General features: G+C 73.2%; 12 protein-coding genes. 4 read left to right on the top strand and 8 right to left on the bottom strand.

Going from position 1 to position 13,506, the window contains the following annotated elements:
- Positions 1-17 precede the first annotated feature (17 nt).
- The 4 genes from FB563_RS02910 to FB563_RS02895 all read right to left on the bottom strand — a co-directional run bounded on the left by FB563_RS02910 (position 18) and on the right by FB563_RS02895 (position 5,215).
- Positions 18-617: a histidine phosphatase family protein gene (locus FB563_RS02910; protein WP_055710295.1), complete on the bottom strand. Its 600-nt coding sequence runs from the start codon at positions 615-617 to the stop codon at positions 18-20.
- Positions 618-651: 34 nt separating this feature from the next.
- A complete protein-coding gene (locus FB563_RS02905) occupies positions 652-1,812 on the bottom strand; it encodes a serine hydrolase domain-containing protein (RefSeq protein ID WP_055710294.1) in 1,161 nt (386 codons plus the stop codon).
- Between the two features lie 222 nt (positions 1,813-2,034).
- Positions 2,035-3,852, bottom strand: coding sequence for a trypsin-like serine peptidase (locus tag FB563_RS02900; protein WP_234358077.1), 1,818 nt, complete (start codon positions 3,850-3,852; stop codon positions 2,035-2,037).
- 154 nt (positions 3,853-4,006) lie between these two features.
- Complete coding sequence (locus FB563_RS02895) at positions 4,007-5,215, bottom strand: pyridoxal phosphate-dependent aminotransferase (RefSeq protein ID WP_055710293.1); 1,209 nt, start codon at positions 5,213-5,215, stop codon at positions 4,007-4,009.
- An 81-nt stretch (positions 5,216-5,296) separates the two neighbouring features.
- Between FB563_RS02895 and FB563_RS02890 the strand changes: the two genes are divergently transcribed.
- Positions 5,297-5,923, top strand: coding sequence for a winged helix-turn-helix transcriptional regulator (locus FB563_RS02890; protein WP_055710292.1), 627 nt, complete (start codon positions 5,297-5,299; stop codon positions 5,921-5,923).
- A gap of 49 nt (positions 5,924-5,972) precedes the next feature.
- Here the strand turns inward: FB563_RS02890 and FB563_RS02885 are convergent, their stop codons facing one another.
- The 3 genes from FB563_RS02885 to FB563_RS02875 are packed head-to-tail and all read right to left on the bottom strand — an operon-like array spanning position 5,973 to position 9,589.
- Complete coding sequence (locus tag FB563_RS02885) at positions 5,973-6,776, bottom strand: hypothetical protein (protein WP_055710297.1); 804 nt, start codon at positions 6,774-6,776, stop codon at positions 5,973-5,975.
- Positions 6,776-8,038, bottom strand: coding sequence for a VWA domain-containing protein (locus FB563_RS02880; protein WP_055710291.1), 1,263 nt, complete (start codon positions 8,036-8,038; stop codon positions 6,776-6,778). The genes FB563_RS02885 and FB563_RS02880 overlap by 1 nt, the downstream gene beginning before the upstream one ends.
- A gap of 9 nt (positions 8,039-8,047) precedes the next feature.
- Positions 8,048-9,589: an IucA/IucC family protein gene (locus tag FB563_RS02875; RefSeq protein ID WP_055710290.1), complete on the bottom strand. Its 1,542-nt coding sequence runs from the start codon at positions 9,587-9,589 to the stop codon at positions 8,048-8,050.
- Positions 9,590-9,674: 85 nt separating this feature from the next.
- Between FB563_RS02875 and FB563_RS02870 the strand changes: the two genes are divergently transcribed.
- Positions 9,675-11,189 (top strand): IucA/IucC family protein, encoded by a 1,515-nt coding sequence (locus tag FB563_RS02870; protein ID WP_142218439.1) that lies wholly within the window; start codon positions 9,675-9,677, stop codon positions 11,187-11,189.
- 7 nt (positions 11,190-11,196) lie between these two features.
- On the opposite strand, the gene FB563_RS02865 is transcribed toward FB563_RS02870, so the two are convergent.
- Entirely contained in the window at positions 11,197-11,937 is a 741-nt protein-coding gene (locus FB563_RS02865; RefSeq protein ID WP_142218438.1) for a CAP domain-containing protein, read from the bottom strand.
- A 365-nt stretch (positions 11,938-12,302) separates the two neighbouring features.
- On the opposite strand from FB563_RS02865, the gene FB563_RS02860 reads away from it, so the two are divergent.
- Together FB563_RS02860 and FB563_RS02855 are read left to right on the top strand one after the other, a co-directional pair.
- Positions 12,303-13,217 carry a HipA family kinase gene (locus FB563_RS02860; protein ID WP_055708260.1) on the top strand — a complete coding sequence of 305 codons (915 nt, stop codon included), beginning with the start codon at positions 12,303-12,305 and terminating at the stop codon, positions 13,215-13,217.
- A gap of 10 nt (positions 13,218-13,227) precedes the next feature.
- Positions 13,228-13,503 (top strand): Rdx family protein, encoded by a 276-nt coding sequence (locus FB563_RS02855; RefSeq protein ID WP_055708261.1) that lies wholly within the window; start codon positions 13,228-13,230, stop codon positions 13,501-13,503.
- The last annotated feature ends 3 nt before the right edge of the window (positions 13,504-13,506 follow it).

The following is a 13,506-nucleotide window of genomic DNA, read 5'->3' as shown; positions in this document are numbered from 1 at the left end:
CCCGCTCCCGAACCCCTCTACTCCCGCGGCCGGATGTTCCACCCCGCCACCACCGGCCGCTCGTGCTCCGTCCCCAGCCGGCACAGGGTGCCCGTCGCCAGCTGGAACAGGGCCCCGTGCCGGGGCGGGAGGCCGAGGCGGCGGGCGGTGAGGACGCGCAGGAAGTGGCCGTGGGCGATCAGCACGACACCGTCCTCGGAGCCGGCGAGGGTGGCGTCGACCTTGGCCAGCATCCGGTCGGCGCGCTCGCCGACCTGCTCCGGGGTCTCGCCCGGGTGCTCCGGCGGCCCCGGCGCGACCCCGTCCGTGAACAGGAACCAGCCCGGCCGGCTCCGCTGGATCTCGACGGTGGTCACGCCCTCGTACCCGCCGTAGTCCCATTCGCGCAGGTCGGCGTCGACCCGGGCGTCCGGGATCCCGATCAGCTCGGCCGTCTCCCGGGCCCGCTGCAGGGGGCTGACGAACGCGGCCCCGATCCGGTGCGAGCGGATCAGTGGCCCCAGCCGGCGTGCCTCCTCCCGCCCGTGCTCGGTGAGGGGCACGTCGGTCCAGCCGGTGTGCCGTCCGGACCGCGACCACTCGGTCTCACCGTGCCGGACGAGAAAGAGGTCACCCACGTCAGCGCCTTCCCGCTCGCCTGTCAGCACGGTGTCACAGGGAGGCGGCCGCCCGCAGGACGGACTCGGCCAGACGGCCGTTCTCCGGGGCGGCGCCCACCCCGGAGGGGAAGGAGAACCGGCGCCGGGTGTAGGCGTACGCGATGCCGTGTGCCGGGTCGGCGAAGCCCAGCGAGCCGGTCGCGCCGCTGTGCCCGAAGGTGCCGGCGTCGAGGAACGGGTAGAGCGCGGGGGTGTGCTCGAAGCCGCGCGCGAAGTGGTTCTCGCTGCCGACGACCAGGTCGGGACCGCCCGGGGTGCGCAGCTCGGCGAACAGGGCCGCGGTCGCGGGTGTGAGCAGCGGCGGCCTGCCGTCCACGGTGCTGATGGCCGCCGCGTACATCCCGGCGACCCCGCGCGCGTTGCCCACACCGCCGGAGGACGTCGGCCCGAGCGCCTTCACCCGGGGGTGGTTGCCGAAGGCCACGAGGTCGATCGGCTCCGGCCCGTGCGCGCTGAAGGCGATGCCCCGGATGCTGTCCGGAGCCGCCGCCCGCTCCTTCAGCAGCGCGGCCTCCTCCGGGGTCGGCAGCAGCGGCTGCACGTCCACCCAGCGCTTCTCGGCCTCCGCGGGCAGCCCCAGGTAGTAGTCGAGCCCGTACGGCGCCCGGATCCGCTCCTCGTACAGCTCCTGGATGGACCGCCCGGTCACCCGGCGTACCACCTCGCCGGTGAGGGCGCCGATGACGAAGGCGTGGTAGCCCCAGGCGGTGCCCGGCTCCCACAGCGGCCTGCGCTGCGCCAGCCGGGCCGCGGTGATCCGGTCGTCCGCCAACTCCTCGACGGTGAAGGCCTGTTCGGCATCGCCGACGAGTCCGGCCCGGTGCTCCAGCAGCTCGCCCAGTGTCAGCCGGTCCTTGCCGTGCGCGCCGAACTCCGGCCAGTAGGCGGCGACTTCACGACCCAGGTCGAGCACCCCTTCCTGCACCAGCATGGCGACGACGAGGTGGGCGGCTCCCTTGGCGATGGAGTACAGGGTCGTCAGCGAGTTCCCGTCGATGCCGTCACCGCCCCACAGGTCCACCACACGCCGCCCGTGCCGGTACACCACCAGCTGTGCGCCAGGATCGTCCCGCTCCCCGGCGAGCACCGCCGCGAACTCCTCGCGGACGCCCTCGAAGCCCTCCGCCACCGTTCCGTGCACGTCGATCCGCATACGTCGTCCCCCTGGTCGGTGATCCGGTACGGAGTGCACCAACCGCCGGCCCGGTCCGGGCATTCCCGGAGCGGGCCGCCGGATGTTTCCGTCAGGATCGGGTCGAGGCGCGCAGCGGCGGTTCCACGGCGATGGCCTGCCCGCAGGCGTCCAGCGGTCCTGTTGCCGCCGGTCGGGCGCCCGGTCGCGCGCCTCGTTCCCCCTCGTGCTGTCGTCGCGTCGTCAGCTGCCCTGCGAGACGAGCGTGGTCTCGGTGCCGAGGGACTTGGCGCCGGTCTCGGCGTACAGCGAGGTCTCGCCGTCGGACCAGCGCACGACGAGGTCGTTGCCGGTGTGGTCGGCGGTGAAGTCACCGGAGGTCATGACCTGGGCGTGCGTCCAGGTGCCGTTGGGGCCGACCAGCCGGGACCGGGTGCCGAGCCCGGCGGCCGAGATGCCGGTGCAGCTGTCGAGCGAGCCGTCGGACCAGCGCACGAGCAGGTCCGCGCCGCTCGTGCCCTTGAAGGCGCCGCCGGTGAGCAGCGCGGCCTTGGTCCAGGTGCCGTTCGGCCCGACGAGCCGCTTGCCGGTGCCGAAGGAGCCGGAGCGGATCCCGGTGTACAGCACCAGGCTGCCGTCGGACCGGCGCACCAGCAGGTCGGTCGCGCCCTTGGCGCCGTGGAACTGCCCGGCGGTGAGCTGCACGGCGTTCTGCCAGTCGGACTTGGGCTTGGCCATCTGCACCTCGCGGCCCACCCCGGAGGCACCGAGGGCCGGGTAGAGGGTGACCTCGCCGTCGGACCAGCGCACCAGCAGGCCCGGCCGGGTGCCGCCGAAGGTCCCGCCGGTGATGCTCCGGGCGTGCGTCCAGGTGGAGTTGGCCTTCAGCAGCCGCTTCTCGGCCCCGAACCCGCCCTTGCCGTCCCCGGGGTACAGCGTGACCCCGCCGTCGGACCAGACGACGAGCAGATCGCCGAGCTGGTCACCGGTGTAGTCGGCGGAGGCCATCAGCGCGGCGCCCTTCCAGCGGGCCGCGCCGCCGGGCAACTGCAGGCCCGTGTACGGCGGCAGACCGGAGGGCGGGTCCTGGCCGGCCACCGCGTCGGCGAGGAGGTTGGCGGCGTCGGCGCCGAACGCCGGGGCGTAGCTGATGTAGTCGACGTTCGCGTCGTTGCCGCCGCCGTTGTAGCCGCCGAGGTTGCCTATGACGTGGCCGGTGAGGGCCCCGTCCTGGTAGTCGGTGATCCAGGGGCTGCCGGACGTGCCGCCGTAGTAGCCGCCGCAGGTCATGGACATCTGCCGGTAGCCGGGGAGCTGGGTCGTCGGCACGGTGCACTTGACGGCCTGGCCCGCGTTGTTGTGCTGGTAGGAGGGGTAACCGACGACGGTGACGTTCTTCTGCGCGTAGCCGCTGGGGCGGGTGAAGGTCAGTCCGCCGCCCACCGCGTCCTGAAGGCTCTGGCCCTTCTGGTTGGCCGAGACCCGGGCGAACGCGGTGTCCAGGTCGGACGAGGGGCCCTTGGTGGTCGACGAGCCCTTGTCGGGCGTGTACCGGGGGTCGATGTAGACGTGCTGGATGTGGAAGATGCCGTACGGCTGCTGATCCGGGCCGGCGCCCTGCACGAACTGGGGCACGAAGACGTAGTCGCTCTTCATGTTCAGCGCGCAGTGGGCCGCGGTGAGGACGACGCTGCGCACGGAGGTGTCGATGACGCTGCCGGTGCAGTGCCAGGTGGTACCGCTCGGCCCGTCGGAGCCGAAGAACGTCCCGACCAGCGGCGTCCCCTTGAACAGGGTGCCCTGGGGCCGTCCCGCCGCCGCGACCCCCGGGCCGGTTCCGGCGGGTGCCGTGCGGGCCGCGTCCAGCGGCTTGGCGTCCGCCATGCGCTGCGCGGTCCAGAACCGCGCGGCCTGCCGGGCCTCCTGTCCGGCGGAGGGCGTCGGCGACCCGGCGGCCTGGGCCTGCGCGGCCGGAATCGCCCCGCCGAGGGCGGCGCCGCACACCGCGGCGACGGTCACCCGGCGTATGCGGGACGAGGACGGCTTTCTGTACGAGAACAACGGTGCTCCCCCTGGTCTGCTGGAACCGGACCAGGGGGAAGCGCGGCACGGCGCTGGTCGGGCGCGCACCGAGAGCGCGGTACCCGCCTGAGCGGAGTCCCCCCCCCGGTCATGCGAGCGATCTTCGCACAAGCGCGCGAACGAGCGAAACGGGCTACTGCCGGTACCCGCCGAGGAACCGCCCGATCCGGCCGATCGCCGCCTCCAGGTCCTCCGCGTGCGGCAGGGTGAGGATGCGGAAGTGGTCGGGCGAGGGCCAGTTGAAGCCGGTGCCCTGGACCACCTGGATCTTCTCGCGCAGCAGCAGGTCGAGGACGAACTTCTCGTCGTCCAGGATCCTGTGCACCTTGGGGTCGAGGCGCGGGAAGGCGTACAGCGCGCCTTTGGGTTTCACGCAGGACACGCCGGGGATCTCGTTCAGCTTCTCCCAGGCCACGTTGCGCTGCTCGTACAACCGGCCGCCGGGCAGGGTGAGTTCGCGGATGGACTGGCGGCCGCCGAGCGCGGCCTGGATGGCGTACTGGGCGGGCCCGTTGGCGCACAGGCGCATGGAGGCCAGCATGGTCAGGCCCTCCAGGTAGTCGCGCGCGTGCTGCCTGGGGCCCGTCACCACCAGCCAGCCGGAGCGGAAACCCGCCACCCGGTACGTCTTCGACAGCCCGCAGAAGGTGAGGACGACCAGGTCGGGGGCGAGGGCGGCGGCCGAGTGGTGAACGGCGTCGTCGTAGAGGATCTGGTCGTAGATCTCGTCGGCGAACACCATCAGGCCGTGCCGGCGCGCCAGATCCAGGATGCCCTCGACGACCTCCTTCGGGTACACCGCGCCCGTGGGGTTGTTCGGGTTGATGATGACCACGGCCTTGGTGCGGTCCGTGATCTTCGACGCCATGTCGGCCAGGTCCGGGTTCCAGTCGGCCTGTTCGTCGCACAGGTAGTGGACCGCCTTGCCGCCGGCGAGCGTCGTCACGGCCGTCCAGAGCGGGTAGTCCGGGGCGGGGACGAGGATTTCGTCGCCGTCCTCGATCAGCGCCTGTACGGCCATGGAGACCAGCTCGGACACGCCGTTGCCCAGGAAGACGTCGTCCACGCCGACGTCGAGGCCCAGGTTCTGGTAGCGCTGGGCGACCGCCCGGCGGGCGGAGAGGATGCCGCGGGAGTCGGTGTAGCCGTGCGCCTGCGGCAGCATCCGGATCATGTCCTGGAGGATCTCCTCCGGCGCCTCGAAGCCGAAGGCCGCGGGGTTGCCGGTGTTCAGGCGCAGCACGCTGTGCCCCGCCTTCTCCAGCGCGTTGGCGTGCTCGATCACCGGGCCGCGGATCTCGTAACAGACCTCGCTGAGCTTGTTCGACTGCCGGAACTCCATGCGCCCCTCCGGAAACTGGTGTTGCTTGGTTTTACCAAGTGGACGCTTGGAAAGTCCAACATCTTGTCTAGACTGCGTCGCATGTCACCACGCCGAAGCTACGACCAGTACTGCTCCGCAGCCCGCGCCCTCGATCTCGTCGGCGACCGCTGGACGCTGCTGATCGTCCGGGAGCTGCTGGCCGGCCCCCGCCGCTACACGGACCTGCACGCGGACCTCCCCGGCGTGAGCACGGACGTACTCGCCTCACGGCTGAAGGACATGGAGCGCGACGGCCTCACGACGCGTCGGCGGCTGCCCCCGCCCGGCGCGGCCTACGTCTACGAACTCACCGGCCGGGGACGCGAGTTGCTGCCGGTGCTGCAGGCGCTGGGCAGCTGGGGCGAGGCCGAGCTGGGGGAGCGGCGCCCGACGGACGCGGTACGCGCCCACTGGTTCGCGCTGCCGCTGCTGCGCGCGCTGGAGGGCGAGGGCCTGGTCGAAGTCCGGCTGGAGGAGGGGGACTTCCATCTGCGCCTCGGCGCGCAGGAGGGCCCGGTGTACGGCGACGGACCCGCCCCCGACGAGCCCGACGCCCGCCTGACGATGGACGCGGGCACCTGTGAGGCGGTCGCCCGGGGTGAGGTGGGCCTGAGGGACGCGGTAGGGGACGGCCGGGTGACGGTGACCGGCGACGGCACACCGGCGAAGGCGCTGCGGGAGGCGTAGCGGAGAAAGGCGAAGGCCCGCCGGCAGGCGGGCCTTCGGTCACATCGGCTCAGGCGTTCGGCGGCACCCGCGACGGCCGTCCCGACCCCCGCGTCAGCGCGTACCCCCCGATCCCGGCGAGAGCCGCGAGCACGGCCCCGAGCCCGGTCCACACCCACCGGTCGGACCACCAACCGGAGGACCAGCCGTCGTTCGAACCGAAGCTGGAGAGCACCGCCGGCTTCGAACCGTCCGTCTTCTCCCCGGACTTGACGGCGATGCCGGGTACCAGCGGCTTGCCCAGCGAGCCGTCCGCCGCGGCCGAACCGCCGATGTCCTTGGAGTCGACGCGTACTTCGGCGCTCACGGGCTGACCGAGGTCGGTGGCGCCGAGGTCCACGACGGTCAGCCGGACGTAGTACGTGCCCGGCAGCGGGTCGTTGGCCGACGGCTCGGCCCAGCCGCGCACCGTTCGCAGCACACAGGCGAGCTCGACCGAGGAGGCGTCCTGCGCGGCGGTACGGGGGTCGGCGCCGTACTGGCAGGCCTGCCGGCGCCGCAGCCCGTCGTACACGGCGAGCTGCCAGCTCTGCGTGCCGTGCGTCCGCGGCAGCTTCACCTTCGCCTTGACGGTGGGCCGCTGGCCGATGTCCGCCGGGAACGACCAGTACATGTAGTCACCGGTGGAGCCGGAGGCGGTGGCCCGCTGCCCCTGCTCCAGCTCCGTCGCCGTGCGGAAGGAGGTGCCCGCCCTGGTGGGCGCCGAGCCGTCGGCGGACGCGCTCGGCGAAGGGCTCGGGGTGTCGGCGGCGGCCGGCCCGGCGGCCAGGCCCAGCGCCAGCAGCGCCCCGCCCAGCACTCGTGTGATCCGCATCAGTTCGTCCTCCAGACCGCGATCCGCCAGCGCGACAGCCAGCCCCACAGCAGACCGGCGAGGAAGCCGGTCAGCACCAGGACCCCCAGCAGCCACCAGCCACGGCCGAGGCCGAAGGAGGCCACGTCGTGATGCCCGGACGGCCCGTCCACCACGTCCACGGTCAGCTCCAGCGGCAGACCCGGCGTGGTCTTCACCCCGGACGCCGCCGAGAAGGAGTTGGTGACCTCGAGGCACACCGTCTCCGCGGGCGCGTTGTCGTCGTCGCTGTCCGGCTTCGGATAGCGCAGACCCGTCGAGATCACGTCCGTACGGCCCGTGCCCGCGGCCTCGCCGCGCACGATCTCGCGTCCGGGCACGGTCACCGCCCGCAGCAGCACCCCGTAGTCCGGGTTCACGGCGCGGTCGTCGGCGACGCTCACCGAGGCGCGCAGCTCCTTGCCGGGGTCGACGTCGACCTTGTACCAGCGCTGCTGCCCGAACTCCTCCCGGTCCGTGTACAGCCCGGACTTCAGCGTCGGCGCCTTCTCGCACTGCGCGGCGCCCTCGGTGGCCACCGGCGTCACCACCGGATCCGCCGCCCGGTCGACCAACTGGCCCACGCGGTCGGACAGTTCCTCCTTGTGCCGGACGTCGGTGTAGGTGCCGCCGGTGGCGTCGGCGATGCAGCTGAGCTGGTCGCGCGTCCTGGCGTCCGGCACCAGGCCGAGGGTGTCGATGGTCAGGCCGATGCCCTTGGCCGCTATCTCGCGGGCCACCTCGCACGGGTCGAGCGGCTGGCAGGTGTCCTCGCCGTCGCTGATCAGGACGATACGGCGGGTGCCACTGCCGCCGTTCAGGTCGTCCGCCGCCTTCAGCAGCGCGGGCCCGATCGGCGTCCAGCCGGTGGGCTGCAGCGTGGCCACCGCCGTCTTCGCGTCGGTCCGGTTCAGCGGGCCGACCGGGTAGAGCTGCGCGGTGTCCTTGCAGCCCTCCTTGCGGTCGTTGCCGCGGTAGTTGGCGCCCAGCGTGCGGATGCCGAGCTGCACCTCCTGCGGCGTCGCGTCCAGCACCTCGTCGAACGCCTGCTTCGCCGCGGCCATCCGGGAGCCGCCGTCGATGTCCCGCGTCCGCATGGAACCGCTGACGTCCAGCACCAGTTCGACCTTCGGAGCGGCCTGTTCCGTCTCGTCGGCGACGGCCCCGCCGGGGAACGCGATCCCGGCCGCCAGGGCGGCGAGCAGAGCACAGACGCCCGCCGCCAGCCGTTGTCTTGTGATCATCGGCGGATCTTATTGATCAGACGGTGTGTGCTCCAAAACGAGCGGGTTCGGCAGCGACGTCCACTGGTCGCCGGGGGCCTGCGGGGACAGTCGCATCAGGGTCAACGCCTTCGCCGGCAGCGGCCCTTCGCGCAAGGCGCGCAGGCCGGGGGTGTCGGGCAGGTCCGGTACGGCGGCCGACAGCGCCGCTCCCAGGGCCGGCCCCGAACCCGCCGCACCGGCCACGGCGCCCGCCACCAGGGAGCCGAACAGCTTGCGGCGCAGGGCGGTTTCGTCGTCGGTGATCAGTCGGCCGGTCAGCGGCGGCGGGGTGATGCCGTGCCGGGCCAGGCGGGCCGGGCTGATCCTGATGTCGGCCAGGTCGCGGTAGACCAGCCGCAGCGGGGTGCCGTCGGCCGACAGGATCACCAGCAGGTTCTGGCCGTGCGCCTCCAGGGCCACGCCGAGGTCGAGCAGCCGCAGCCCCACGGTCAGCGCCAGCCGGGTGAACGCCGCCAGCCAGGCGGGCGAGTCGGGCAGGGCCGTCGTGGCGAGCGCGGCCACGGGTACGACCCGCTCGCCCTGGCCGGCGTACACCTCGGGCGACTCCCGCAGCAGCGCGGCCAGGTCCGGGGAGTGGGCCGAGACCGCGCCCAGCGTGCGGGTGACGTGCAGCAGGCCCCCGGTGCGCGCCGCCAGCTCCTCACCGAGCGCGGACAGGGGCGCGGCGGCCGCGACCGAGTACGGCGAGATGTCCCGCACCGAGGACGTCAGCCGGGCGCTGAGCGCGGTCTTCACATGCGGTCCGTCCGGGAGCGCCAGGGTACGCAGGGAGAGCAGGGGGCGGGCCGGGCGCCAGGGAGCGTACGGCTGCTTCAGGACGTGGTCCGCCTGCCAGGGGTGCACCGGCACCAGCACCCGCTCGCCGTCCCGCAGTTCCTCCGGCCAGTCGCCGGTGACCAGGCACCCGTCCGCCGGCACCGGCACCGTCCGCAGCTCCACGACCGGCCGGTGCTCCGGGCCGTACGCGAGCTGGTCCGCCACGGAGAAACCGGGCCGGGAACGGCAGCACGGGTGGTACGGATGCCCGTCGGTCACCCGCTGCTCCCACTCCCAGTCCCGCTCTCGGCTTCCGGCCGGGGGGACCCCCACCGGCCACTCCTTCGGGTGAGCCGCGCCGGCCCGCGACAGCGCCAACGAGGCGACACTGTCGGCCAGTTCTGCCGCGAACGCGGAGCCGTGCGGCACGCCGAGGGCAGTCATCAGCGCGGCCGGATCCACCTGGTGTTCCCGGTCCAGACGGACGCCGGTGACGTACGCGCTGGTGGCGTACGGGTCCGCGTGCGGCCCGTACAGCGTCCGGCCGTCGGCGAGCCGCAGCGCGAGGCTGTGCGCGCCCTGCACCCTTCCGGTGATCCACGGCAGTGGCTCATGGGCCAGCGCCCGCCACAGCCGGGTCAGCACCGCGGCACGGGCGCCCGGCAGCTCTGCCGTGTACCGGGGCAGCAGCCCGGGCCGGACGGCGGCCAGTTCCTCGGCGACCCGGGTCTCGGCGGCGGGGGGACGGTGCACGGTCGGCTCCTCGGGTACACGGCGCACGGAGGACGATTGTCGGCGACGACAGACATACTGATGGCGACCACCCCGGACGAAACGAATGGATCGCGTGGACTCCTCACCCTCCTCCGGAGCACCCACCCCCGGAGCCGTCGGCGGCCGCGCCGACGCCTACGCGGCCGCGCCTCTGCTGAACTGCCTGCTGCGCGAGGTGGCCGAGCCGCTCGGGCACCCCGGTGACCTGCGGGTCCACCGGCTGCCCAGCGGGCGGCTGCTGCGCGTGCGACCCGGCCGGCGCCCCGCCGATCCCGAGGTGTGCGCGGCCGGGACCTGGCACCGCGTCGGCCACTCCGAGCTGGTCAAACTGGTCGCCGAGGAGCTGCGCCGGCACACCGGGCTGTCCGGCGGCGACCTGCCCGCCGAGATGGTCGACAGCCGGGACGCGGTCGCGGCCCTGCTCACCGCCCGCGCCCGGGCGACGGCACCCGCCGACCCGTATCTGCGGTCCGAGCAGTCCCTGATCGGCGGCCACCCGTACCACCCCGCGCCCAAGGCGCGCGGCGGCGGCCCGGTCGCCTCCTGGCTGCCGTACGCCCCCGAGGCGCACGCCCGTTTCCCCCTGGTGCTGCTCGGCGTCCGCGAGGACCAGGTGGCCGAGGAGGGCGACACGCGCGCCCTGGACGCGCTCGGTTCGGCCCCGCCCGGCTACCGCCTGCTGCCGGCCCACCCCTGGCAGCTGGACCTGGTGGGCCGCGAGCTGGCGGAGGCCTTCGCCGACGGCCGGCTGCTCCGCCTCGGCACGACCGCCTTCGACACCTGGCCGACCGCGGCGATCCGCACGGTGTACGAGCCCCGGCGCGACCTGTTCCTGAAGTTCAGCCTGGACGTCCGCATCACCAACGACATCCGCCGCCTGTGGCGCCACGACCTGCGGAAACTGCGCCGTACCGACACGGCCGCCCAGCGCGCCTTCGCGGCGCTGGGGCCGCCCGCGGCCTGGCTGAGCGACCGCGGCTACCGCACGGCCGCCTTCGCCTTCGAGGAGCTCGCCGTCCTCGTCCGCGACGGCCTGCGCGGCCATCTGCTGCCGGGCGCCGTTCCGCTGCTCGCCGCCGGCCTCGCCGAGGGCTTCGACGGCAGCCCGCTGGCCGCCGCGGCCGACCCGTCGGCCTGGTGGGAGGCCTATCTGCGCCAGGTCGTGCCGCCCGCCCTCACGGCGTTCGACGACCACGGAGTCGTCCTCGAAGCCCATCTGCAGAACACCCTCGTCGCCGTGGACCGGGCCGGCACGCCCGTCCAGGCGCTGTTCCGGGACGCCGAGGGCGCCAAGCTGCTGCCGGAGGTGACCCGCGCGGCGGGCTGGGAGCGGCTGGTGTACTGCCTGGTCGTCAACCATCTCACCGAGATCGCCGCCGCCCTCGCCGAACACCATCCGGGACTCGACCCCTGGCCCGCCGCGCGCCGCGAACTCGCCCGGCACGACCTGCCCGAGATCCCCGCCCTGCTCACCTCGCCCACGCTGCCCGGCAAGACCAACCTGCTGCTGCGCTGGACCGGAGCGGACGGCGCGGACGCCCGCTACCTGCCCCTGCCGAACCCGTTGGCGCGCGGCTGACCCGGGCTCAGCGGGCGGTGCCGAAGTCCTGGGTCCAGTAGCTGCCCGGCTGGGCGAGACCGACGCCGATCTCCTTGTACGAGCAGTTGAGGATGTTGGCCCGGTGCCCGGGGCTGTTCATCCAGCCGTTCATGACCTGCTCCGGGGTGGCGTAGCCGTAGGCGACGTTCTCGCCGTAGGCGCTCCAGCTGTAGCCGGCCCGCGTGATGCGGTCGCCCGGGGAGGACCCGTCGGATCCGGTGTGCGACATGTTCTGGTGGGCCGCCATGTCCGCGCTGTGGGCCTGCGCCGCCTTGGTCAGCGCCGGGTTCACGGTCAGCGGGTGGCAACCGACCTTGGCGCGCTCGGCGTTGACGAGCTGCACGACGCGCGCGACGGCCCCGGACGCGGTGGGCGTGGGCGTGGGCTTCGGAGCGCTGGATGCGGTGGCGGTGGCGGTGGGGCGGGGAGTACGGGGAGCGGTCGTGCTCCTGGGCTTGGGCGTCGTGGCCCGCTGCGTGGGCGACGCGGTGGCGCTCGGCGTGCCCGTGGTGTGGTGGCCGTTGCGGTGGTGATGGCGGTGATGCCGGTGGCCGTGGTGCTCCGACGCCCGGGGCGTGCTCGTGGCGGCGACGTCGGCGGCCTGGTCCTTGCCGCCGTACGGCCAGTCGGAGCACGCCAGGGCGACGGACGGCACGCCCACGGCTCCGATGGCGACGGCCGCGACGACTATGCGCCGGTACTGCTGCGTCTTGCGGTGCTTGGCCATTCGTCAACCTCGCTCGATGATCGCCGGGCGCTCATTTTCGGGAGGGCTTCACAAGCGGCGCAAAGGCGGCTTCCACTACTGCGCCTAGTAGAGCTTCGGGGCTCTTGTCAGCCGGGCGAAGAGATGCCGTGTTCGCTTCCGCGATGTTTGCAACTGCCTGGCGCCCTGTCAGGAGCGCGGCGGCAGCGGCGAATGCGGGAAGGTGCCGGGCGGGCGTCGTGTCGTGGGCCGATGAGCGGTTCCCCTCTGCGGCAAGCCGGACAAATCCCATATGTCATCGGAGCCACGTCTACTACCCGGGGCCCTTAGTCGCCGGAAACGCTGTGAGGGATGTCACGCCACCGACCTGCCTTAGGCTGATCGATGTGCTGCGCGACGTGACTGCCACCCGATACGTGACCCCTCTGCGGTCCGGCGGCTCCGTGCCCGGTGTCGTCGAGGCCGACGACCTCGGCACATACGTCGTCAAGTTCACCGGTTCCGCGCAGGGGCACAAGGCGCTGGTCGCCGAGGTGATCGTCGGAGAGCTCGCCCGCGCGCTCGGGCTGCGCTTCCCCGAACTGGTCCTCGTCCACTTCGACCCCGCGATCGCCGCCGCCGAGCCCCACCAGGAGGTGCGGGAGCTGCACGGCGCGAGCGCGGGCGTGAACCTCGGCATGGACTACCTGCCCGGCGCCCGGGACTTCACCCCGGAGATCGCGAAGAGCTTCCCCGTGGACCCGCTGGAGGCGGGCCGGATCGTGTGGCTGGACGCGCTGACCGCCAACGTGGACCGTACGGTCCACAGCTCCAACCTCATGGTCTGGCCCACACTCGGCACCGCGCCGCCCCGCCTGTGGCTCATCGACCACGGCGCCGCCCTGGTCTTCCACCACCGCTGGGACACCACGACCCCGGGCAAGAGGTACGACTTCCGCCATCACGCCCTGGGCCACTACGCCCCCGACGTCCGGGCCGCCGACGCCGAACTCGCCCCGAAGGTGACCGGGGACCTGCTGCGCGGGATCGTCGCCGAGGTGCCGGACGCCTGGCTCGCCGAGGACGCCGGCTTCGCGAGCCCGGACGACGTCCGCGCCGCCTACGTCGACTACCTCCTGGCCCGCGTGCGCCTGTCGCCCGAGTGGCTGCCCACCGACTTCCCGAGCCGCGAGCAGCTCGCGGCCGAGGAGGCCGCCCGCGCGGCGAGGACACAAGCGGGCCGCCCGGACTGGCTCAAGCGCGTCCCCGACCTGCACGGCAAGCCGGCGGCGGAACAGGACTGGACGGTCCACCTGGGATGAGGCACATCGGATGAACCATCGCGTACAGATCGAGTACTGCACACAGTGCCGCTGGCTGCCCCGCGCCGCCTGGCTGGCACAGGAGCTGCTCACCACCTTCGAGGCGGAGCTGACCGAGCTGGCGCTCAAGCCCGGCACCGGGGGCGTCTTCGTGGTCCGCGTCGACGGCGAGGTGGTGTGGGACCGCACGGCGCAGGGCTTCCCGGAGCCCACCGCGGTCAAGCGGCTCGTGCGCGACCGAGTGGCCCCGGGGAAGTCCCTGGGCCACTCGGACAGGACCGCGTAGGCG

The sequence above is a fragment of the Streptomyces puniciscabiei genome (assembly GCF_006715785.1).
Taxonomy (GTDB): domain Bacteria; phylum Actinomycetota; class Actinomycetes; order Streptomycetales; family Streptomycetaceae; genus Streptomyces; species Streptomyces puniciscabiei.
Note: the sequence above shows the minus strand (reverse complement) of the source record. Positions and strands in the feature narration are given on the sequence as shown.

Excerpts from the sequence above, each read along its gene's own strand:
- FB563_RS02905 (WP_055710294.1), bottom strand. The coding sequence starts at position 1,812 with ATGCGGATCGACGTGCACGGAACGGTGGCGGAGGGCTTCGAGGGCGTC.
- FB563_RS02895 (WP_055710293.1), bottom strand. The coding sequence starts at position 5,215 with ATGGAGTTCCGGCAGTCGAACAAGCTCAGCGAGGTCTGTTACGAGATC.
- FB563_RS02890 (WP_055710292.1), top strand. The coding sequence starts at position 5,297 with ATGTCACCACGCCGAAGCTACGACCAGTACTGCTCCGCAGCCCGCGCC.
- FB563_RS02885 (WP_055710297.1), bottom strand. The coding sequence starts at position 6,776 with ATGCGGATCACACGAGTGCTGGGCGGGGCGCTGCTGGCGCTGGGCCTG.
- FB563_RS02880 (WP_055710291.1), bottom strand. The coding sequence starts at position 8,038 with ATGATCACAAGACAACGGCTGGCGGCGGGCGTCTGTGCTCTGCTCGCC.
- FB563_RS02870 (WP_142218439.1), top strand. The coding sequence starts at position 9,675 with ATGGATCGCGTGGACTCCTCACCCTCCTCCGGAGCACCCACCCCCGGA.
- FB563_RS02865 (WP_142218438.1), bottom strand. The coding sequence starts at position 11,937 with ATGGCCAAGCACCGCAAGACGCAGCAGTACCGGCGCATAGTCGTCGCG.
- FB563_RS02855 (WP_055708261.1), top strand. The coding sequence starts at position 13,228 with ATGAACCATCGCGTACAGATCGAGTACTGCACACAGTGCCGCTGGCTG.